The organism is Plectonema radiosum NIES-515, from assembly GCF_025753815.1.
GTDB lineage: Bacteria > Cyanobacteriota > Cyanobacteriia > Cyanobacteriales > Nostocaceae > Hassallia > Hassallia radiosum_A.
Genome location: NZ_JAOWRF010000256.1, coordinates 1 through 21,794, shown reverse-complemented (window position 1 = coordinate 21,794; position 21,794 = coordinate 1). Strand labels below are relative to the sequence as shown.

At 42.1% G+C, this 21,794-nt stretch carries 17 protein-coding genes; 9 read left to right on the top strand and 8 right to left on the bottom strand.

Going from position 1 to position 21,794, the window contains the following annotated elements; all coding sequences use genetic code 11:
* The first annotated feature begins 151 nt into the window (after window positions 1-151).
* The gene (locus tag OGM63_RS18225; RefSeq protein ID WP_263747056.1) at window positions 152-964 is read left to right on the top strand and encodes a PstS family phosphate ABC transporter substrate-binding protein; all 813 of its coding nucleotides are present in this window, start codon (window positions 152-154) and stop codon (window positions 962-964) included.
* Here the strand turns inward: OGM63_RS18225 and OGM63_RS18220 are convergent.
* Complete coding sequence (locus tag OGM63_RS18220; protein WP_263747055.1) at window positions 961-1,680, bottom strand: Crp/Fnr family transcriptional regulator; 720 nt, start codon at window positions 1,678-1,680, stop codon at window positions 961-963. The two genes, OGM63_RS18225 and OGM63_RS18220, sit on opposite strands and share 4 nt — an antisense overlap.
* Before the next feature lie 300 nt (window positions 1,681-1,980).
* Here OGM63_RS18220 and OGM63_RS18215 point away from each other — a divergent pair, with 300 nt between their 5' ends.
* The gene (locus OGM63_RS18215) at window positions 1,981-2,859 is read left to right on the top strand and encodes a DALR anticodon-binding domain-containing protein (RefSeq protein ID WP_263747054.1); all 879 of its coding nucleotides are present in this window, start codon (window positions 1,981-1,983) and stop codon (window positions 2,857-2,859) included.
* A 194-nt stretch (window positions 2,860-3,053) separates the two neighbouring features.
* On the opposite strand, the gene OGM63_RS18210 is transcribed toward OGM63_RS18215, so the two are convergent.
* Complete coding sequence (locus OGM63_RS18210) at window positions 3,054-3,926, bottom strand: Cof-type HAD-IIB family hydrolase (RefSeq protein WP_263747053.1); 873 nt, start codon at window positions 3,924-3,926, stop codon at window positions 3,054-3,056.
* Window positions 3,927-4,098: 172 nt separating this feature from the next.
* On the opposite strand from OGM63_RS18210, the gene OGM63_RS18205 reads away from it, so the two are divergent.
* Window positions 4,099-9,663 carry an ATP-binding sensor histidine kinase gene (locus OGM63_RS18205; RefSeq protein ID WP_263747052.1) on the top strand — a complete coding sequence of 1,855 codons (5,565 nt, stop codon included), beginning with the start codon at window positions 4,099-4,101 and terminating at the stop codon, window positions 9,661-9,663.
* A gap of 119 nt (window positions 9,664-9,782) precedes the next feature.
* Here the strand turns inward: OGM63_RS18205 and OGM63_RS18200 are convergent, their stop codons facing one another.
* Complete coding sequence (locus tag OGM63_RS18200; RefSeq protein ID WP_263747051.1) at window positions 9,783-10,559, bottom strand: Uma2 family endonuclease; 777 nt, start codon at window positions 10,557-10,559, stop codon at window positions 9,783-9,785.
* Between the two features lie 128 nt (window positions 10,560-10,687).
* Here OGM63_RS18200 and OGM63_RS18195 point away from each other — a divergent pair, with 128 nt between their 5' ends.
* From OGM63_RS18195 to OGM63_RS18175, 5 genes are all read left to right on the top strand, one after another.
* Window positions 10,688-10,849 (top strand): hypothetical protein, encoded by a 162-nt coding sequence (locus tag OGM63_RS18195; RefSeq protein ID WP_263747050.1) that lies wholly within the window; start codon window positions 10,688-10,690, stop codon window positions 10,847-10,849.
* Window positions 10,850-10,853: 4 nt separating this feature from the next.
* Entirely contained in the window at window positions 10,854-13,799 is a 2,946-nt protein-coding gene (gene polA / locus OGM63_RS18190; RefSeq protein ID WP_263747049.1) for a DNA polymerase I, read from the top strand.
* Between the two features lie 133 nt (window positions 13,800-13,932).
* Window positions 13,933-14,205: a DUF4160 domain-containing protein gene (locus OGM63_RS18185; protein ID WP_263747048.1), complete on the top strand. Its 273-nt coding sequence runs from the start codon at window positions 13,933-13,935 to the stop codon at window positions 14,203-14,205.
* A complete protein-coding gene (locus tag OGM63_RS18180; RefSeq protein ID WP_263747047.1) occupies window positions 14,168-14,611 on the top strand; it encodes a DUF2442 domain-containing protein in 444 nt (147 codons plus the stop codon). Before OGM63_RS18185 ends, OGM63_RS18180 begins: the two co-directional genes overlap by 38 nt.
* Before the next feature lie 33 nt (window positions 14,612-14,644).
* Complete coding sequence (locus OGM63_RS18175; RefSeq protein WP_263747046.1) at window positions 14,645-15,604, top strand: alpha/beta fold hydrolase; 960 nt, start codon at window positions 14,645-14,647, stop codon at window positions 15,602-15,604.
* An 18-nt stretch (window positions 15,605-15,622) separates the two neighbouring features.
* On the opposite strand, the gene OGM63_RS18170 is transcribed toward OGM63_RS18175, so the two are convergent.
* The 3 genes from OGM63_RS18170 to OGM63_RS18160 form a co-directional block, all read right to left on the bottom strand.
* Window positions 15,623-16,276, bottom strand: a complete 654-nt coding sequence (locus OGM63_RS18170; protein WP_263747045.1) for a methyltransferase domain-containing protein — start codon at window positions 16,274-16,276, stop codon at window positions 15,623-15,625.
* Window positions 16,277-16,399: 123 nt separating this feature from the next.
* Complete coding sequence (locus tag OGM63_RS18165) at window positions 16,400-16,675, bottom strand: LapA family protein (RefSeq protein WP_263747044.1); 276 nt, start codon at window positions 16,673-16,675, stop codon at window positions 16,400-16,402.
* A gap of 127 nt (window positions 16,676-16,802) precedes the next feature.
* Entirely contained in the window at window positions 16,803-18,233 is a 1,431-nt protein-coding gene (locus OGM63_RS18160) for a phosphoglucomutase/phosphomannomutase family protein (protein ID WP_263747043.1), read from the bottom strand.
* A gap of 152 nt (window positions 18,234-18,385) precedes the next feature.
* Here OGM63_RS18160 and OGM63_RS18155 point away from each other — a divergent pair, with 152 nt between their 5' ends.
* A complete protein-coding gene (locus tag OGM63_RS18155) occupies window positions 18,386-19,219 on the top strand; it encodes a PD-(D/E)XK nuclease family protein (protein ID WP_263747042.1) in 834 nt (277 codons plus the stop codon).
* Between the two features lie 60 nt (window positions 19,220-19,279).
* Here the strand turns inward: OGM63_RS18155 and cysC are convergent, their stop codons facing one another.
* Both cysC and OGM63_RS18145 read right to left on the bottom strand, forming a co-directional pair.
* Entirely contained in the window at window positions 19,280-19,858 is a 579-nt protein-coding gene (cysC, locus tag OGM63_RS18150) for an adenylyl-sulfate kinase (RefSeq protein WP_263747041.1), read from the bottom strand.
* A 305-nt stretch (window positions 19,859-20,163) separates the two neighbouring features.
* Window positions 20,164-21,794 (bottom strand): transglutaminase domain-containing protein (locus OGM63_RS18145; RefSeq protein WP_318528492.1); only part of this gene is annotated, 1,631 nt, incomplete at its 5' end.

The following is a 21,794-nucleotide window of genomic DNA, read 5'->3' as shown; positions in this document are numbered from 1 at the left end:
TGCTAACGGTAGTATAAATATTTTTCTAAAAACAATCTCCGGGAATTAACCGGAGATAAGGCTAGATAGCGCCTAATACACAGTTTTTCGGGTTTATGCCGGAAATTACCGGGTTAAAGACTATCTGGCAGTTGATTCAGCGATTCAAGGAGTGCGACCAGAGTTTAGGCTGCGTTATCTAGAACCAAGCAGTGGCGATCGCGGTTCTGGCAGTGGTATAAAATCTTTAATTGACGGTCAACTGACATTTGCCCAGTCTTCTCGACCAGTTGAAGATCAAGAGTTAGCTCGTGCTCTTCAGCGCGGATTCGATTTGAAACAAATTCCCGTTGCAATTGATGGTTTGGCGATCGCAGTCAATCCCAATTTGAATATTCCAGGATTGACTGTAGAACAGTTACGGTCAATTTATACAGGCTTGCTCACCAATTGGAATCAAGTAGGTGGTTCCGATATCCCCATTAAGCCATATTCGCGCCGCATCAATGATGGCGGGACGGTAGAGATTTTTGTCCAAGACATCTTGGGTGGTCAAGGTTTCGGTGCCAATGTGGAATTTGTTTCCACCACCACCCAAGCGCTAGAAAAAGTCAGCTTAAGTCTTGGTGGCATTTACTACGCTTCTGCCCCAGAGGTAGTTCCCCAATGTTCAATCAAGCCTTTACCGTTAGGGCGGACACAAAAAGAGTATATTGCTCCCTACCAAGAACCATTTGTCAGCCAAAAAGAATGTCCTGGTAAACGGAACAAGCTGAACATTGAGGCTTTCCAGTCAGGAAGTTACCCGATTACTCGCAATCTGTTTGTGGTAGTCAAACAAAATGGTCAAATCGAGCAGCAAGCAGGTGTTGCTTACGCCAACTTACTGCTAACCGAGCAGGGACAGGAACTGATTACCCAGGCTGGGTTTGTCAAAATTCGCTCTTCCCCTGCTATTGGTAGTAGGCGCTCTTGCTGGCTTTAGTTGACTCTATTAATAGACTCTGCTGGCAAGCAAATGAGATTATCCCCTTGGGTAAGGATTAAGCCGCGCTGACGCAACTTACCCATCAAGCGGGTGACGGTGACACGAGTCGAACCGATCGCGCTGCCAATTTGGGCATGGGTGAGGGGGAAGGGCAGACAATAGCCGCGAATCACATCGGGGTCGGTTTCGCTCATTGACGGCTCGCCATATTCCTCAATCAATAATGTGAGGAATCCTAAGAGTCGATCAATTGTGCGCCGTTGTCCTAAGGCACTTAGCCACAGCAGCTTGCGCTGGTGCTGATACCTAAAGGCATCCATCACCTCGCGGCGGAAGTGGGGCCAGTTGTCTAGGTCATGCCAATACATCCAAAGCACCGCAGTTTGGTCTACATGGGCGTAGGACTGGAGTGTGAAAGGTGATTGGGCGACAATTTCAAATGGTTGTCCCGCCCCAACAAAACCCAAGAAAGCTTCTTCTGGAGTTCTGTTGATTCGTCGAGACGTTAGCTGACTTGCAGTCGCGCTAACTTGGGCGGTGCCTACCATGCGGATTGCACCTCTTTGCACCAAATATAGCAATCCAGGTCTAGCTGGAATGCGCTCATCTTTGCTAAAGGTGCGGCAGCGATAGTGTTCTTGAGCCCAATCAATAATTCGTTGCCAAGTCAAAAAAGGGCGTGATGCTTCAGAGAAGGAGGATTGAGATTGCATAGGTAACAAAGAGCGTTCGGCTGAAGACAAAGACGTCAGAAAAAGGTGCAAGGAGTGTCTTTGTGTTGGTGATGTAGGCTTAACGCCTAACAGCGCCAGCCATCTTTAAAGATAGAAAGCAGTTTGCTCTCTACACTTTTGTTATAACTCTTACTGTACTATGATGGTAGTAAAGTTTACTTACTATTAATCAAATTTTGCACAATTCTCATTTTTCTCTATCTAGATTAAACTTCTGTCTCAAGATAGATGACATAATATGAATAATATTAAGGCTTAAGCGTTGAATAGTAGTCATTTGTGCTTAATTTGCTACAAGTAAGTAAAAATACAGCAATTAAACGGTTAATTAACAGTTATTTGTTATCAGCATTGAGTATTGATACTAATACAAACATCATACTAAGTAGAGAGAATGATAAAATTCCTCTATATAAAAGTAGAGATATTAATAGAATTTTATATATATCCGGGGTGGCTTTACAACTGTCAAAATCTCAGAATCGGAAAGGAATTGACATTGCTTGTGCGATCGCCTCTCATTTATCGGCAAACTGTGGCGACGAATTTATCATCGAAATTGTTCCACCAGGTTACATTCATTTCGTCTTAACCGATCCTATTCTAGCTGGTTGGTTGCAGCATCTGGTTGAGGGAATGGGGGAGAGGAAGAGAGGGGGGGAGAGGGAGAGGGGGGGAGGAGAAACCCGAATCAAAAATTCTTCACATTTATTTGCACTTCAATACGCTCATGCTCGCTGCTGCTCGCTCATACGGTTAGCTCAACAAGAGAAATTGATTCAACTTGGTGACAATAATGTAAATACTAGTTCGGCTATGTTCAGTGTGATTTCTCCCAACCCCATACCTTGGCTGAATAGCGATCGCAAACTTCGCTTTTCGCATTCAGCTTCCCATCGGCTAATTTCTCAGTTAGTACAAGTGGTAGATGATTTAGAACTTTGTGATGAAGCAGGTTCGGTTAACTGGGAAAAAGCAGCGATCAATTTGAGCCAAGCTTTTGAAGTTTTCTGGTGCAACTGTAGAATTTGGGGTGAGGTGAAAATTACCTCACCAGAGCTTTCTCAAGCCAGATTAGGATTAGTTATAGCTACTCAGTCTGTATTAAGGTTTTTGTTAGAAGAAAAATTAGGGGTCTTTGCTCTGGTTGAATTATGAGTTTGAAACCAAAATTGCAAAGTTTTGTAACAGATATTGACTCATTGAATATGTCACGCTATATTATCTGGTGTGTGAGGAGCGAACCAGCAAGGGCACCGAGACGAAACACGGCCAGTCGTCGGTGTCCTTTCTGATTTTTTGGTTAGTTATTCGTTATTAGTTATTAATAATAACGAATTGCTTACTAAGGTTTATAGCAAAAACTTCTCAATTGCTATGGCAGCTCCATCTTCTTCAACGCTAGGAGCTACCCAAGTGGCGATCGCTTGAACTTCTGCTGGTGCATTGCCCATCGCTACACCAATGCCAGCGTAGTCCAGCATTTCCAAATCATTGAAGTTATCGCCAATAGTCATGACGTTAGTTCTTTGTAGTCCTAGCATTTCTTCAGCTAGGTAACGTACAGCAGTTCCTTTGTTAACTAAAGGATTAGTCGCTTCAAAAAATGTGGCAACAGATGTGGTAAGATACAACTCAGCGGGGGTGTATTGGCGTCGCAAATTCCCCAGCAAATCTTTGATAATATCTATGTCATCGCACAAAGCCAAAATCTTTGTCGGTTCATTGCTTAAAGAACAACGCAAGTCACCCACAACTATGGGGACAATACCAGAACGTTCGGCATAAATTTCAGTTTCTGTTGTTAATTCCCGGACATACAGTTCATCGTTAATGTAGAAGTGAACAGATAAAAGCGATCGCAGTTTTGGTTGTTCAAAATAATCTAGTAGTTTTTCTGCCATTTCTCTGGAAACAGCCAAATGACGATGAATTTTTTGGGTAATTGGATCTTGAATCCAAGCTCCCTGATAAGCTAATAAAGGCAGAGTAGAATTAATTTGTTGGTGGAAACGCAAGGCAGAACGATACATTCTACCAGTAGCGATCGCTACTTGAATTCCCTTTGCTTTGACCGCAGCGATCGCAGCCAGAACTTTTTGACTTAGGTTGTTAGATTCGCCGGCGATCGTACCATCTATATCTACAACCAATAGTTTAATATCTGTTGCTGCTGTAGCTTGATTGTCGGCTGATGCTAAGTTAGTGGCAGATGCTTTATGCATAAATTTCCTAAGTTTTGAAGTCATAGTTAGAGATTAGCAAACGTCTTGAATCTTCAGATGACGCAAACTCGTTTTCATTCTTAGAATTGCTGTGTAAATATTTTGGTGTTGGTTTGAAATTTATTCACGCATCTGGGAATACTAAATCCGGAAGCCTCAAGGATTAAATAATATGGCTAACATCAGAGTGAGTATTCCCGGATACAAGGTGAGCGAAGAACTGTACAACGGTTCTAGAACCGTTGTTTATCGGGGATATCGAGAAACTGACTCCTTAAGAGTAGTGATTAAACTGCTGAAAAATCCTTATCCCAGTTTCAGCGAACTGGTGCAGTTTCGCAATCAGTACACCATTGCCAAAAATCTCAACTCAGCCCTAATCATCCAAACTTATAGCTTAGAACCCTACCAAAATGGCTATATGTTAGTGATGGAAGACTTTGGGGGGATTTCCCTCAAGGATTATTTTACCTCTGTAGAGACGCGATATATCGCGTCTCTACAAGAGTTTTTAGAAATAGCGATCGCACTGTGCAATACCTTAGATATACTTTACCGTTCGCGCATTATTCATAAAGATATTAAACTTGCCAATATTCTAATTAATCCCGAAACCAAACAAGTTAAATTAATTGACTTTAGTATTGCATCTCTACTACCACGAGAAACCCAAACGCTGATGAGTCCCAATGTGTTGGAAGGGACACTCGCTTATATTTCTCCAGAACAAACGGGAAGGATGAATCGGGGGATTGATTATCGCACAGACTTCTATTCTTTGGGTGTAACTTTTTACGAATTGCTGACTGGTGAATTACCGTTTCAGTCAAATGATCCAATGGAGTTGGTACATTGTCATATTGCTAAAATGCCAACCACATTAGGGAACAGGGAACTCTTAACAGGGAATAGAGAAGAGATTCCGCAGGTGATTTCTGATATTGTTATGAAGTTAATGGCGAAAAATGCTGAAGAACGCTATCAAAGTGCATTAGGAATTAAATTTGATTTAGAAAAGTGTTTAATTCAACTCGAAGAAACGGGTTCGATTGAGGACTTTGAAATTGCACAACGGGATGTGTGCGATCGCTTTACCATCCCCGAAAAACTCTACGGTCGAGAAACTGAAGTTCAAACCTTACTTGATGCCTTTGAGCGGGTAAGTCTTGGTAACACCGAACTGATGCTAGTGGCGGGTTTTTCCGGAATCGGTAAAACTGCCGTCGTCAACGAAGTCCACAAGCCAATTGTGCGTCAACGTGGTTACTTCATCAAAGGTAAATACGACCAATTTAGGCGCAATATCCCCTTGAGTGCCTTTGTCCAAGCCTTCCGGGACTTAATGGGGCAATTGCTTTCAGAATCCGATGCCCAACTGCAAGTCTGGAAAACCAGAATTCTGGAAGCCCTTGGTGATAGTGGACAAGTCTTAATTGATGTTATTCCAGAGCTAGAACGGATCATTGACGCTCAATCCCCAGCCACAGAATTATCGGGGAGTGCTGCTCAACATCGATTTAATCTGTTGATGCAGAAATTTGTGCAAGTGTTTACCAGCGCAGAACATCCCTTAGTGATATTTTTGGATGACTTGCAGTGGGCAGATTCAGCCTCACTAAAATTGCTGCAATTGTTGATGGAAGATACAGGACATTTATTAGTCTTGGGTGCGTATCGGGATAATGAAGTGTCACCCGCTCATCCATTCATCCTCACTGTAGATGAGATTGTCAAAATGGGGGCAACTGTGAATACAATCAGCTTGCAACCGTTAAGTCTGGTGGATCTCAATCAGTTGGTAAGCGATACGCTGAATTGCGAATTATCCCTAGCTCAACCGCTGACTGAATTGGTGTACCAAAAAACTCAGGGTAATCCCTTCTTTGCTACCCAGTTTCTCAAAGCATTGCATGAAGATCAGCACATTACTTTTGACCCCCCTCAGACCCTCTCCCCAAACCCCTCTCCGACGCAAAGAGGGGCTTTGAACATTGGCTCCCCTTCCCTTGAAGGGAAGGGGCTGGGGGTTAGGTCTGAGAGCGCTTTGAGCAAAATAAGTGACTTGTGTATACACCGTAGCCTTAGCAAGGGGCTACAAGGGGGGTGGCAGTGTGATATTGCTCAAGTTAGAGCTTTAGCGATTACCGATGATGTGGTCGAGTTTATGGCGCTGCAATTGCAGAAATTGCCTGTCATGACTCAAAATATTCTCAAACTGGCAGCTTGTATTGGGGCGCAGTTTGATTTGAATACCCTGGCGATCGTTTCCGAAAAATCTCCAGAAGATGCGGCAACAGCGTTATGGAGAGCATTGCAAGAAGGGCTGATTATTCCGAATACGGAAATGTATAAGTTCTTTACGCAATCGGATACTGTATCGGTTTATCATCGAGCAGGCAATCCGACTTATCGATTTTTACACGATCGCGTCCAACAAGCTGCTTATTCCCTGATTCCGCAAGAGGAAAAACAAGCAACCCATTGGGCGATCGGGCAACTACTTCTGCGTCACACCCCAGCTGAACAACAAGATGCCAAAATTTTTGATATTGTCAACCAGCTAAATGCAGCCATTGATGGAGTCACACAACAGCCGGAACGGGATGAATTAGCTAGTCTCAATTTTAAAGCCGGATGCAAAGCGAAAGCTTCCGCCGCCTACGAACCTGCTTTGAGGTATGGGGCGATCGGGTTAAGCCTGTTATCTTCCCAGAGTTGGCAAAGTCAATATCAACTGATGCTATCTCTCCATGAACTAGCAGCAGAAGCGGCTTGCTTAATTGGTGAGTTTGAGCAGACAGAGGAATTGACTGATTGTGTGCTGCAAGAGGCAACCACGATTTTGGACAAAGTAAAAGCCTATGAAATAAAAATCCAAGCCAAGATGGTGAACAATCAACAATTGGCAGCAGTACAGATTGGCTTACAAGTTCTTCAACAATTGAACGTGATTATTCCCGAATCTCCTACTCTGTCAGATATTCAGCAAGCGATGGGAGCAACCGGTACTCAGTTAGCAAGCATAAATATTGAAGATTTAATTCACCTCCCTTTGATGACTGATGTCTCAAAGCTAGCCGCCATGAGGATGTTGTCTAGCATGGCTCCTCCAGCGTTTATAGCGGCCCCTGGCTTATTTCCATTGATTGCGGCATCTCAAATCAACCTTTCCCTCCAGTTTGGAAATTCTGCTGATTCAGCCTTCGGTTACGCAGCCTATGGGTTAGTTCTCAACGGCGTTTTTCAAGATATTGAGGCAGGATATCGATTTGGGGAATTGGCTATGCAGTTGGTGGATGAACTGAATGGCAATGAGTTAAAGTCCAAGGTTTACTGTCTTGTTGGCTTTTGTACAAAATATGGCAAAAAACACGTCCGAGAAACCTTGCCAATTTTGCAAGAAGGCTACTTGAAAGGGCTAGAAAATGGCGATTTAGAATTTGCAGGTTATTCCGGTTTTAAACAATTTCAGCATCCCTTGTACCTTGGGGATGATCTAGCTACCCTTTTACCAAAAATCGCCGTTGTCTGCGATCGCATGTCCCAACTTAATCAAGCTGCGGCGCTAGATTATCTGACGATTCTGCAACAAGCCATTGCTAATTTGCTCGGCGAGGCTAATGATCCTTGCCGTCTTGTGGGAGATGCCTACAATGAAGATACTGCGCCGCGATCGCAGATGGCAGTAAATAACCTAACTGGAACGTATTTTTTCTACATTTATAAGTTAATTCTCTGCTACTTATTTGGCAGCTATACAGAAGCGCTAGAGAATGCCAACGAAGCAGAGAAATATGAAAACAGTGTCACGGGAATGCTCGATGTGCCAGTTTTTTGTTTCTATGATGCCTTGACACAACTGGCTATTTATGGTAATGACGATCAAAGTCAAAAAATCTTAGAAAAAGTCCAGGCAAATCAAGCCAAGATGCAGAACTGGGCGTATCATGCGCCAATGAATTTTCAACACAAATATGATTTAGTCGAGGCAGAACGTTGGCGGGTTTTAGAAAGTAAATTAGAAGCCATTGAATATTACGATCGCGCCATTTCTGGAGCCAAAGCCAACGGTTATATCCAAGAAGAAGCTCTAGCTAACGAACTTACAGCTAAATTCTACCTCAACTGTGGCAAAGAAAAAGTCGCGCAAACATATATGCAAGAAGCTTACTATTGTTATGCCCATTGGGGAGCAAAAGCCAAAGTTGATGACTTAGAAAAACGCTATCCTCATCTACTACAACCTATCCTGCAACAGCAACGACTCAAACTCAACCCCTTAGAAACTATTGGCTTTCCTGAGACTTTTTCATCCACTCGCACTTCCACTACCGACAGCACCAGTATTTCCGATGCCTTAGATTTTATCTCTGTCCTCAAAGCTGCTCAAGCTATTTCCACCAGCATCGAATTAGATCAACTCATTGCCAGCCTCACCCGTATTATTCTAGAAAACTCTGGTGCGAAAAAATCTGTACTAATTCTTCCCCAAGATAATACTTGGCAAGTACGAGCAATTACTTCTATTCATCATGAGGAAATACAGACTATCCTCAGCCCACAATTACTAGACAATTGTCAAGATATTCCCGTAAAAATTATTAATTACGTCAAAAATACCCAACAAACAGTTGTGATAGATAATTGCAAAACAGATATTCCTGGGGTAATTGAGGAATATATGCACCGAATACAACCTCAAAGTGTATTTTGTACTCCAATTATTAATCAAGGGCATTTGGTAGGGATTCTTTACCTAGAAAATAGCTTAACTTCTGGGGTATTTACTAGCGATCGCTTAAGAGTGATTAAGCTACTTTCTTCCCAAACTGCAATCTCCCTAGAGAATGCTCGACTTTATCAACAAGCTCAACAAGCATTACTTGACTTACAACAGGCACAATTACAAATCGTCCAAAGTGAGAAAATGTCAGCATTGGGTAATTTGGTTGCTGGTGTAGCTCATGAAATGAATAATCCTTTGGGCTTTATTTATGCCAGTCTCCAACAAGCTAAACCCACTCTTGCTGATATTGTCGAACACTTGAAACTATATCAACAAAGCTTGACCAATCCGGGAGATGAAATCAAAGCCCATGCGGTCGAAATCGACTTAGATTATAGCTTAGAAGATTTCCCTAAAATCATTGATTCAATGGTGATGGCTTGCGATAGGTTACAAAATATTAGCACCAGTCTCCGCACTTTCTCTCGTGCTGATAAAGACTACAAAGTGCCATTTAACATCCACGAAGGTATCGACAGTACGATTTTAATTCTCAAACATCGTCTCAAAGCTAACGAACAACGTCCAGCAATTGAAGTAATTACCAATTATGGGAATTTACCGAAAATTGAGTGCTTTCCTGGACAATTGAATCAGGTATTTATGAATATTCTGGCAAATGCCATTGATGCGTTAGATGAATCAAATATCGGTCGGACTTTTGCGGAAATTCAAGCCTTACCCAACCGCATTACAATTACAACCTCAGTAGAAAATCAAAGTGTGAAAATTACCATTGCTGATAATGGTCAGGGGATGAATGAATCAGTCAAAGAAAAGATTTTTGACCACTTGTTTACTACCAAAGCTGTCGGTAAAGGGACGGGATTAGGACTTGCGATCGCAAAGTCTATTGTGGTGGAAAAACATGGTGGGGCGATCGCCGTTCATTCTACCCTGACACAGGGGACAGAATTTACTATCCAACTTCCCATCCATAAGGCAGCTTAGTACAGCGATCGCATTAATTCATGACGAAAATTTATCACAAAAACTCTGCGTCACTTTGCGCTTACCTCCTTTGCTCCTCTGCGTTAAAAAACGCGCTCGTTCTTACGCGCTCGCTGTACTTAGGCAGGATCTTGATGTTGTAGGAGCGATCGCAGGTGAGCCAGTTCCCGTTCAGCAGCTTCTGCCCGTTGGCGTTCTTGCTCTGCCCGTTGGTGTTCTTGCTCTGCCCGTTGGCGTTCCAAAACCACCTGCTCGTTGCCAATTAGCAGCAGATTTCCCGACAAATCCCACCACCGCAGCCAGAGCATTTCTTGATTTTGGTAGTTACCTTGCCACAGTCCTAACTCAACCTGCATCGGCAAAATTGGATAGTGTCCGCGTTCATTGGGGGTGAGTTTCTGATAAGTAACATCCACAAGGTGATAAACCTCTAACTTGCCTGTGATGATTTCATAAATGCCGTAGTAGGGAACGCGCATCACACGCTCATACACCCAAAATTTTCCTTTGAAGGGGGTTTGATCGCGCTCTTGTGATCCATCTCCTGAGGCAAATTCTAGCACAATCGTCGGGGTGATCAGTTCGCGCCACAGCACGTAGGAGCGGCGATACCGTCCATCTAACTGCGGTGGCACGTCCCCCACATAAAACCAATCGGGAGCTTCTGCGCCCTTCTCTGGTGGGTCGGTTTCGCGCCAATAAATCCCGCTATCTTGTCCAATGCAATACTGTCCATCGGGGTGCAACCGTTGCAAAACTGATCCCAAAGAGTCGGTTAGTAAAATACTTTGGGGATGCTCCTGGAAATTTTTCACAAAAGTACCATCTGACTCTGGAAGTTGGGTGTGGTCGGGAAAGGCACGGGGAATATCCAGTTGAGTAGTGGGGTCAGTCATGGCGATCGCCTTGGGTTACTTGCAAACTGGGAAAATCAATAGACACAAGAACTAGAAAAGATGTAGAGACGTAGCTAGCTTACGTCTTTACAAGGGTTTTGGGCAACGCATAATTAATTTCTACTCCTATGTCTAATAGTTTCAGTATAAATCGAGAGCACACCCAGATGGGACGAATAGGCGATCGCCAAACAAATTATCGTGGAAAAAAACCGATTGTTACCGTGGGTGGTGCGGAATGTGGGATTGAACAGTCAGATGAGAAGGATGCCTTCCTGTGGCTAAAATAGGGCTATGTCTCAAACATCCTCAAACCAGTTGACTGACGATTCTGCACTCATATCACGTCCGGTGTTCATCTTAGTAGATGGACACTCCCTCGCTTATCGTTCTTACTTCGCTTTCGCTAAAGGACGAGATGGGGGACTGCGTACAAAAGCGGGAATTCCCACCAGTGTATGTTTTGGCTTTCTCAAGTCTTTGCTGGAGGTCATGGGAACCGAACACCCACAAGCGATCGCTGTTGCTTTTGATTTGGGTTTACCAACCTTCCGTCACGAAGCTGACGATACTTATAAAGCCGATCGTCCAGGAACACCAGAAGATTTTGTTCCTGATTTAAAAAATCTCCACGAGTTGCTTGATGGCTTCAATTTGCCAATTTTCACCGCTCCTGGTTATGAAGCAGATGATGTGTTGGGTACTTTAGCACAAAAAGCAACTACCGCTGGGTATAGAGTGAAAATTCTGACAGGCGATCGCGATTTATTTCAACTTATCGACACAGAAAAAGAAATCACCGTTCTCTACTTTAGTCCAGACGCGATGAAGCGTTCTACAAGTAGTATCACCGAATTTGAACCAGAACAAGTTAAAGAAAAGCTAGGCATTTTACCATCACAAGTTGTCGATTATAAAGCTCTTTGTGGCGATAAATCAGATAATATTCCTGGTGTTAAGGGAATTGGAGACAAAACAGCAGTGCAACTGCTAAATACCTACGGCACTCTTGATAATATATATGCTTCTTTAGGTGAAATTAAAGAAGCAATTCAAAAAAAGCTGGAAGTTGGTAAACAAGATGCCGAACATTCTCACTTTTTGGCAAATATAAAAGTTGATGTGCCGATAGAAGTTAATTTAGAAGATTGTCAATTAACCGGATTTGATACCAGCGTCCTTGCACCGCTTTTAGAAAAGTTAGAATTAAAGACTTTTTTCGACAAAATCAACGAACTTCAGCAACGTTTTGGTGGGACAATTGCAGAAGCACCAAAACTCGAAACATCAAAACAAATTCACACAGATGAAGATGAAGATAATGATTTGTGGTTTTTTACTGCTGAGGATACAGCAGCAGCACAAAAGCAATCAGATCACCCAATTCAACCACGCATTATCGACACAGAAGACAAACTAAGCGAGTTAGTGAAGCTTTTACAAAAATTTACCAACATAGAAACACCCGTTGCTTGGGACACAGAAACCACCGATTTAGAACCTCGTGATGCTGAGTTAGTAGGAATTGGCTGCTGTTGGGGAACACAACTAGATGAAGTAGCTTATATTCCTCTTAATCATAAAAGTGGGGATAATCTAAATCAAGAAATTGCCCTCGTTGCACTACGTCCAATTTTAGAAAGTGCTGATTATCCTAAAGCGTTGCAAAATGCCAAATTTGATCGGTTAGTTCTCCGCTGTCAAGGAATTAAATTGGCTGGAGTAGTATTTGATTCGATGTTGGCAAGTTATGTTTTGAATCCAGATGGTAAGCATAATTTGGGTGATTTGTCTAAAAAATATTTGGGTTTGACAGCAAAAAGTTACGCAGAATTAGTTCCTAAAGATCAAACTATAGCTGATATTGACATTCCCGCTGTCGCTAATTATTGCGGGATGGATGCTTATTCTACATTTGGGTTAGTACCAAAATTGCGAGAGGAATTAGATAGAATTACGACTTTACATAAGCTTTTACTAGAAGTAGAACAACCGCTAGAACCAGTTTTAGCGCAAATGGAATATACAGGTTTCCGCATTAATACAGATTATTTAAAAGAACTTTCACAGCAGTTAGAAACAGATTTAGCCAAGTTGGAAGAGCAAGCTATTGAGATAGCTGGAGAAACGTTTAACTTGGGTTCTCCGAAAAAATTAAGTGAGATATTATTTGAAAAATTGGGGTTAAGTACGAAGTATTCTCGGAAAATTCAAACAGGTTATTCTACTGATGCAGCGACATTAGAAAGACTGCAAGAAGTAGATGAAACGGGCTTTGTTGATGCGATTATGGAGTATCGCACTTTATCTAAATTAAAGTCTACTTATGTGGATGCACTGCCAACATTGGTGCGTGCAGATACTCAACGGATACATACCGATTTTAACCAAACGGTGACATCTACTGGAAGGTTATCTTCTTCTAATCCAAATTTGCAAAATATCCCAATTCGGACTGCTTTTAGTCGCCAGATTCGTAAGGCTTTTGTGCCACAATCAGGTTGGTTAATGGTAGCTGCTGATTACTCACAAATTGAGTTAAGAATTTTGGCTCATTTGAGTCAAGAACCAGTTTTGGTTGAAGCATACCAAAACAATCAAGATATTCATAATGTTACAGCCCGGTTGGTGTTTGAAAAAGAAGATATAACATCAGATGAAAGAAGATTGGCAAAAACGATTAATTTTGGTGTGATTTATGGAATGGGTTATTTGAGGTTTTCGCGTTCAACTGGTGTAGATAAAACCCTGGCTAACGAGTTTATTCAACGTTTTTACAGTCGATATCCCAAAGTTTTTGAATATTTGGAGAAAGTTAAGAAGCAAGCGATCGCTCAAGGATATGTCGAAACTATTCTCGGTCGTCGTCGCTATGTTGATTTTACCAGCAATAGCATCCGCAAGTACAAAGGCAACAAACTAGAAGATATTGACTTGAAAAAACTGGGTAATTTGGGTGCTTTCGATGCGGGATTATTACGTGCTGCTGCTAATGCCCCAATTCAAGGTTCCAGTGCTGATATTATCAAAATTGCAATGGTGAAAATGCATGAAGTTTTGCAAAGATATCAATCGCGGTTATTATTGCAAGTTCACGATGAATTGGTATTTGAAGTTCTCCCCAGTGAGTGGGAAGAATTAGAACCGCAAATTAAGTCAGCGATGGAAAATGCTGTATCGTTGACTGTGCCGTTAATTGTAGATGTGCGTGCCGGTGAAAATTGGATGGAGACTAAGTAGAAATAGCCTGCAAACGTTGTAGCAATTTCAACTTGAACCTTGTCTTGACTGGCAAGGTTTTTTTATTGCTTGACATAACCCAAACGCTTGGGTTAGTCTTGAAATATATAAAAAAAGTTATTAGTATTTTTTAATGGCAACTGTATTTAATAAAGATGGCTTTAGTGTTCGTATTTACCCCAACGATCATCTTCCATCCCACGTTCATGTTTTTAAAGCTGAGGGAGAAGCCAAGATTAACCTCGGAAGTGAAACTGAGCGTCCTACATTCCTCGCAGTCTGGAACATGAGCAATAAAGATGCAACAAAAGCGCTCAACCTGGTGATCGAACATCAAACGGAACTATTAGAAAAATGGAGAGAAATTCATGAAGAACCTAGATTTGACGGAGGAAACCTTAAATAATGAGATAGCCCAGGCAAGAGCAGCAGCAGATATGGCAGATGCTTCTGAGCCACGCGCTCAAGCTGCCCATTACGATTTAAATTTGAATCGCATAGTTATTGAATTGCGCTCAGGGGCTACTTTTTTGTTTCCCCCTGAATTGGTTCAGGGATTGGGGGGTGCATCTCCAGATAAACTTAATAATGTGGAAGTCACTCCTTCTGGTGAGGGACTGCACTGGGAACAGTTGGATGTAGATATGAGCATTCCAGCTTTAATGGTGGGAATATTTGGTACTAAGGCTTGGATGGCTGAATTAGGCAGCCGAGGAGGTTCCGTAAGCTCAACTGCAAAAGCAAGGGCAGCGCGTGAAAACGGCAAGCGAGGAGGACGACCGCGAAAAACATTACACTCATCCGAAAATTAACCTAAATTAGTTTAAACTTTTGCTCTTTACCCAATGCCGATCTACGGACCTGATGCGATTACTTTTGACGGTGTGAGTGGCGATCGCTATTGGTTTCATGAGCCATTTACTTATACTGGGGTCCCTGATATTGATGAAAGACTCAGCGGCTTTCCGGTTGCCGTATTTTTACCATACAATCGACCACGACACCAAACCCCTCTGGTAATTGGTCTGCAAGGGATGTCTGCCCCCTATGGCTGGAATGCCTTCATTGTGCCGACGCTGACACACATGGGCATAGCTGTAGCCCTTTTCGATACCCCTCTTGGTGGCGATCGCAGCTTGGTGCGTACCTTCACGGCAGGAGTGGAAAATGAGATTAAGCCGTTAGTTGATCGAGGTATCCCCTTCGACACGAAGCTGCTATTGCAAATCTTCAAGAGTAGTGCTCAAGACATTGCCAGAGTCCGTGATTTCTGCCGCGATCGCTACGGTTTAACCGACAGTCGGTTAGCGCTGTTTGGAGTCAGCATGGGAGTTTTGCAAGTCGCTTATGCCTTTACTGCTGATGGTCTTGGGGACAGACTGCTGGGAGCTATTGGTCATGGTAACCTCCAGTCCTTTGCCAAAAGCTGGGGCTACCAGGTCTTACCAGACTTAGCAGCTTCACCATTAGGGGGATTGCTTTCACGAGTGCTACCGGATCTTAAACCTGTAGTTAAGGTTCTGGAAGTAGCCAAAAATCTCAAATACCCTGATGAGTATGGTTATGCGTGCAACCCTATGAGCTATATTGAAAGGGTGAAGCCTAACCGTAGGGTTCGTTTCCTGGTTGGTGAGTGCGATCGCATTGTCAACATTCGAGATGCCCGTGACTGCGCTCAGAAATTCCCCGATAATGCTTGTTATGTCGTTCCGGGGATGGGACACGGACAAGTCAATTATGGGCGATCGTTCGTCGATCATGTCCGCTATTTCTTAGCTACCCAATTGGGTGATTGGCAAAGTTAATTCCAAAATATTCCTCTACTACTTTATATAAAAATTGTAGATGTGTTTTTCCGCAGGGTCTGTCAAATTCAACATTTGTGCAGTTGATATTTGTGAAGTTGATTGTGGGGGGAAAACATATGGCTTAAATAGATTTATGCTTTCACAAGTTTCGAGATCAAAGGGTTTTGATTCTGGGAAATCATCCCACCCTATAATTAAAACACCACCATCACGTAAAGATTTATAGCATCCGCCGTATGCTTTTTCAACCTCTTCTTTGTCATTCAATCCATGCCCAAATACACCATTGCAAATGATTAAATCGAAATAATTATCTGGGAAGTAAGAGCTTAAATTACTCGAAGAATCAACAATGTGCTTTTTGGCTCCGTATATTTTTTTTAATGGATTTATATCAATAGTCCAATACTCTTGTTTATCTTTAAACCATTTTTCATAATGTTTTGTATAAGAACCACATCCCACAAATAGGATTTTCGTAAATTCTTCTTTCTCAACAAAATACGGAATAATTATTTTTTCCAATACATATCTGTCATTATTATCTATGGGTGTTTCCTTGCCCAACATTGTATTTTTTACTACCTGGAAACCCCTGCTAACCATTTGTGGGTTTCTTAGAGTTTCCAGAATTGCTTTTGGGCTAATTAAAAAGTTTATTTTTGGCATATTCGCCGCTCAGATAATTGTATTTTTATATACTTATAGCAAAGCTACTTAAATATAACAAGTATTTGAGAACACATTATTTTATCTTCATATAAAATTTGCTTGGAAAATAAAAATGGGTCGTCAAAAATCGTCCTCCTCTACAAAAAACTCAGCATCGTCTTGGGATCTAGCATTACGCTGTGGAGCAGAAAGATCCCACAAAGGTTGCAACAGTGCGATACCAATTATCCCCACACCAGCACTGAAAGCCAAGATTAAACCGATTGGAATTTGAATTGACTGGAAAGTAAAGAATTTTAAAGATACTGGTGTGGCATTTTGAACTGAAATAATCGCGATCGCTACTACCCAAATAGCTACAACTAACGATATCAGCAGATTACCTAGAGTTTTCACTTTTTGTTGGTGGTTGGTGGTTAGTGGTTAGTGGTTAGTTGTTAGTGGTTCGTGGTTAGTGGTACTTTTTAACAACCACTAACAATCATCAACTATCAACTAACTACTAACCACTAACAATTAACTCCTACGGCTCTAGTTTAGCAATTATGCTTTCCATTTCTTGAGCGATTTTCGCTAGCTTTTCTGGGGAGTTGGTTTCTAGATAAACGCGCATCAGGGGTTCTGTACCAGAAGGACGCAGCAGCACCCAGCTACCATCTTCCAAGTAAAGTTTAATGCCGTCTTTGCGCCCTAATTCTTTGACTTTAATGCCTGCAACTTCTGCGGGAGGCGTTTGGGCAAAAAAGTCTATGACAGCGGCTTTATGGGCATCGTCGAGGTGCAAATCCAGACGATTGTTGCTCAGTGGACCATTTGCTTCGGCGATCGCTTCAGTTACCATTTGACTCAGGGGTTTGCCTTCGTAGGCGATCGCTTCTGCCACTAGCATATCGGCTAATACGCCGTCTTTTTCGGGGATATGTCCGATGATGCTTAAACCCCCTGATTCTTCTCCACCAATCAAAACGGTGGTTTCGCGCATTTTTTCGCCGATGTATTTAAACCCGACTGGTGTTTCATAAAGTTCCACCCCGTATTTAGCTGCGAGATTGTCCAAAAGGTGGGTTGTGGCAACTGTGCGAACAATCGCGCCTTTTTTGCCTTTATTCTTAATTAAATGGCGTGCTAGTAGTAGTAAAACGTTATTGGGTGTGAGGACGTTGCCTTGTTCATCAACAATGCCAAAGCGATCGCTATCTCCATCTGTTGCCAAACCTAAATCTGCTTTACCGCTGCGTACTGCTTCTACTAACTCTACCAGTTGTTCACCTTTTGGTTCTGGCATTCCGCCACCAAAAAGAACATCACGGTAGGTGTGAAAACTTTCTAACTCACAACCACAATGTTGCAAAACTTCATCTAAATAGCCGCGAGAAGTGGAATATAAGGCATCGTACTTGACCTTTAACTGAGCGCTCTTGATTTTATCTACATCCAATAAAGTGTAGATAAACTTCATATACTCTGGTTTTGGGTCGAAGATAGAAATTTTATCAGTTGGGTTGCTTTTGGGCAACTCATCCGATGCTCCTTCAATATTTGCCACAATAGTATCAGTAATCTCTGGAGTGGCAGGACCTGCATAGTCAGGGATGTATTTAATCCCACAATAGGGTGCGGGATTATGACTGGCAGTAAACATCAGTGCCCCTGCTGAATTTAAGTGACGGGCATTGTAAGCGATTACTGGTGTGGGACAATCCCTGTCAGTAATTTTTACCGTCCAACCCAGATCTGCTAATACTTGGGCTGCTGTCTGGGCGAACTCGTCAGCTAAAAATCGAGTATCGTAGGCTATCAGAACTGGTCGATCTTTAGTGTAAGCCGTTTCCAGGTAACTAGCGATCGCTCTTGTGACTTTCCGCACATTTGCGAAAGTAAAGTCATCGGCGATAATTCCTCGCCATCCGTCGGTACCAAACTTGATTTTACCAGAATTGCTACTCGCGCTCATTTTTGCCACTTCCTGTCGTGCATCGTAAATACTATATGTATGAAGCTTGCCGCAAAGCGTGTGTAGCTGCAACTATAAATCCGAAGTTATGAATCGCGGTTTTGTGCGATATTACTTCTCCCCACCGTATTTTTTCTCACTGTTTCTGAGCAATGTCAACCCCCGATCAACCATTTGCCAGTTATCACCTTTGGTCTTTAATTGCCCCAGCTTCTGGGCAAGAACGCTGGCATTGCCAGATGAGACGGGGGTTTATCAAAGCGCGTCAACACGATCCACTAGTCAAAGTACTGTTAAAAACAGCTACCGCACCCCAGCGTATTGGGCTACTTGCCCAAAAAGGGGTTTATGAGTTTCATCACAATATACACTTATTGAGATCTTCAGACGGTGTAGAAAAAGTTGCACAGCTACTGAAATTAAATCACTCAAGTGAGGAAGTTCAGCAGCGGGTTTTGCAAATTTTAAATAAATATCATGAAGAACCATTACTTTCGGGTAAGCGCATCATTCAATTAACTCGTGGTGATGAAGGTTTTCCCAAACCTATTTTGATTGAACAGGAAAATTATTCTTTTCGCTTATATGCGACGATGGACTGTGTTTTTTCTGATTCTTCTGATACTTTACATATTTTAGATTTCAAAACTGGTAAATCCGCTTTTGATCAAAGACAGGCATTAGTTTATTTGTTAGCTGCTCGTTATCTTTATCCCCAATATCAAGCGGTTGCTTCATTTTATAATTTAGAGTTTCGGAAAAAATCTGATTTAATTAGCATTACAAAAAGCGAATTAGACTCTTTAGAATTTGAGTTAGCTAGCATTGCTCAAAAACATCAGCGAGATTTACAAAGATATCAACAAATGAATAGTGGTTTTAGTAAAATTTTTCCAGCAAATCCCGGATATCACTGTCGATTTTGTCCGTTTAACTCAATCTGTGATTTTTCGGCTTTAAAGCCAGTTAAAACACATTTTTCCTAGGATGTCACGGGGTCAATAAACCACCCAATGAAAATATTTTCAAAGCCTATCATATAAGCTTTAGCCCCACGCTTTCTCATTTCCGGGAAGTGACGAAACGCGAAAATAATCCAATTCTTCCAACTTGTTTAAAACCTTAGTTACGCTTTCAGTAACGCTCTCTTGATCGGTTATACATTCAACTTCTGGAAAAAGGGGTGATTCGTAGGGAGCATCAATACCAGTAAAATTCTTGATTTCTCCATCTCGTGCTTTTTGATATAACCCCTTCACATCTCTCTGTTCGCACACTAACAATGGTGCATTAACATAAACCTCAATAAAATCTCCTATCAGGTGTCGCACTTCTTCTCGAATAGCGCGATAAGGAGAGATAACCGAAACCAATACAATCACATCATTTCTGGTGAGAAGGTGAGCAACAAAGCCAATACGGCGAATATTCTCATCCCGATCATTTTTGCTGAAACCTAACCCTTTCGTCAAGTTCTGACGTGCTACATCACCATCGATAACTTCAACTTTGTATCCTTCGATTCGCAAATATTTTTCTACGTTTTCACAGATAGTAGTTTTACCCGAACCGCTTAATCCTGTTAACCAAATTGTCACACCGCGCTGTTGCTGCATTTTTTTCATTCCTGACTTGTTATTATCCCAATAATTACGTCAAAAAAATCAGCCAAGTATTTTTCAATTCTAATTATTTCATATTTTTTACATATAGATGCAATCAAATAGATAAATCTGTAATCGGGCTTGAAAAATGTAGACAAACTCAAAAATCGTGCCATTATCAATATAAATGCGGTTGGCACTTAGCAATTATTGAAAGTATTCAGGATTCGGTATTCCGTCAAATAAGAGCGCGATCGCCTTCTTATTTGACGGTGTGTTACCCTTGTCGTAATTTGTAATCACAAGCTTAAGAGCGTCCCTAGCCCCTAAAAAGGCGGTAATTCTTCCAGAATTGTAAACTGAATATGGTTAATCGCCAAATCACCGATCGCCACATCTTCTTTTGTCAGTCGGACACCTTTACTGTTCAAGCTTTCAAAGGTGATACCTTTGCCTATTTCGATATGATACCAACATAAGCCCATAAAAAAGCGTGTGGGATAAGGACCGCGATCGCCGGTATCGTCAGGGTTTGATTCCATTGGCAACCAGCCCAAATTCGGGACGTAGAATTCTAACCAAACGTGATTAAAGTCAGGTTGTAGGGGGACATTCTGATATTCGCCCAAGGCAGGGCATTTATAACGCCCGACAGTGCGACAGGGAATATCATTTAAACGGCATAATGCAAGCAATACCCCCACATATTCCCCACAAGAACCAACACCGCGTTCTAAAACTATATCTGGCGTGTCAATGTATGGTTTAATGCCGTATGATAATTCGTCGTAAACGTAATTGCGGATACTGTACATTTTCCGCAGCAAGTTGGTTTCTGAACCAACTGCATCATGGGCGGCGCGGCGGACTATGGTAGTATCCATTGCTAAGTCGTCATCATCAACTAAGTAACGACCTTGATATTCTGGTAATAATTCCGGAATATCTTCTACATCTTTGGGTGTGATGCGATATTTAATGCCCCGAACTTCTAAAAGTGCTTTCCAGCCAAACAGATGTCGTTCACCTGGGGTGAGGGTATCAAGTTTAAATACTGCGACACGTTGTCCGTCGATTTCTTCTTCTATGAAAGGCAAACCAATCGGTTCAATGTGTTTTAGCTTTTGACGGTCAGTTTGTGAGGGTAGGGCAATTCGCCATTCTACATCTTGTAAATACACCTCTTCTAAGGGAGAAATTTCTTCAGCATAAGACATTTCTATCAGATAACCGTTAGAGAGGGCACAACGCTTATCTGGATCGTAATGATAATGTAACGGGTGAATAAAAGTGCGATCGCGATAGGTCAATTCATAATTCGGGTCAGCATTGGGATTATCCCGAATATACGGTTCCTCTGAGGCATAAGCCACCAAAAGCGTTTCTTCGCCTGTTTCGCCATTTTTATGTAAAGCGATGCCTGTAGGACATGCAAACGGCGTTAACACGCTAAATTGAACTTCTCCGGTAGCTCTGTCGATGCAGTAAACTGTTTGCTCTATCGTGTCGCTAACCCAAAGAGTTTCTTCACTAACTACCAAATTTTCCACTCCCACACCAGGAGCATAAAATCTGGTAATCTCTTTTCGCGTTTCTCGGTCAAAAATCACAATACAGCCTAACTTTTGGCAGGTGACATAAACGGTTGATTGCCAAACCGCAACGCCATCAGCAGGATAGGGTAATGTAACAAAATGCTCTAAACCTAAAGAATTTAGGTTACACAAATAAACACTGTTATCCCGCGTTACCCACAGGGTATCTTCCCACACGGCAAGACCTGTTACATCCCGAAATTCCCTAACTTGGTGAGAATTAAGAATTTTGGTATTGTCGGAGATCGGATCAATTTGCAGTAGATGCCCTTTTGGAGTGTCAATCGCGATGAGTGTATCTTGGATAAAGGCTATGCCACATAAGGCAGCAGCACTAAGCGGTCGAATTGTTCTTTGCCTAA

Bases quoted from the DNA above. Each gene is read 5' to 3' on its own strand.
- OGM63_RS18220 (WP_263747055.1), bottom strand. From the start codon at position 1,680: ATGCAATCTCAATCCTCCTTCTCTGAAGCATCACGCCCTTTTTTGACT.
- OGM63_RS18195 (WP_263747050.1), top strand. From the start codon at position 10,688: ATGTCTAATAGTTTCAGTATAAATCGAGAGCACACCCAGATGGGACGA.
- OGM63_RS18180 (WP_263747047.1), top strand. From the start codon at position 14,168: ATGAAGAACCTAGATTTGACGGAGGAAACCTTAAATAATGAGATAGCC.
- OGM63_RS18175 (WP_263747046.1), top strand. From the start codon at position 14,645: ATGCCGATCTACGGACCTGATGCGATTACTTTTGACGGTGTGAGTGGC.
- OGM63_RS18155 (WP_263747042.1), top strand. From the start codon at position 18,386: ATGTCAACCCCCGATCAACCATTTGCCAGTTATCACCTTTGGTCTTTA.
- OGM63_RS18205 (WP_263747052.1), top strand. From the start codon at position 4,099: ATGGCTAACATCAGAGTGAGTATTCCCGGATACAAGGTGAGCGAAGAA.
- polA (WP_263747049.1), top strand. From the start codon at position 10,854: ATGTCTCAAACATCCTCAAACCAGTTGACTGACGATTCTGCACTCATA.
- OGM63_RS18200 (WP_263747051.1), bottom strand. From the start codon at position 10,559: ATGACTGACCCCACTACTCAACTGGATATTCCCCGTGCCTTTCCCGAC.
- OGM63_RS18160 (WP_263747043.1), bottom strand. From the start codon at position 18,233: ATGAGCGCGAGTAGCAATTCTGGTAAAATCAAGTTTGGTACCGACGGA.
- OGM63_RS18170 (WP_263747045.1), bottom strand. From the start codon at position 16,276: ATGCCAAAAATAAACTTTTTAATTAGCCCAAAAGCAATTCTGGAAACT.
- cysC (WP_263747041.1), bottom strand. From the start codon at position 19,858: ATGAAAAAAATGCAGCAACAGCGCGGTGTGACAATTTGGTTAACAGGA.
- OGM63_RS18185 (WP_263747048.1), top strand. From the start codon at position 13,933: ATGGCAACTGTATTTAATAAAGATGGCTTTAGTGTTCGTATTTACCCC.
- OGM63_RS18210 (WP_263747053.1), bottom strand. From the start codon at position 3,926: ATGCATAAAGCATCTGCCACTAACTTAGCATCAGCCGACAATCAAGCT.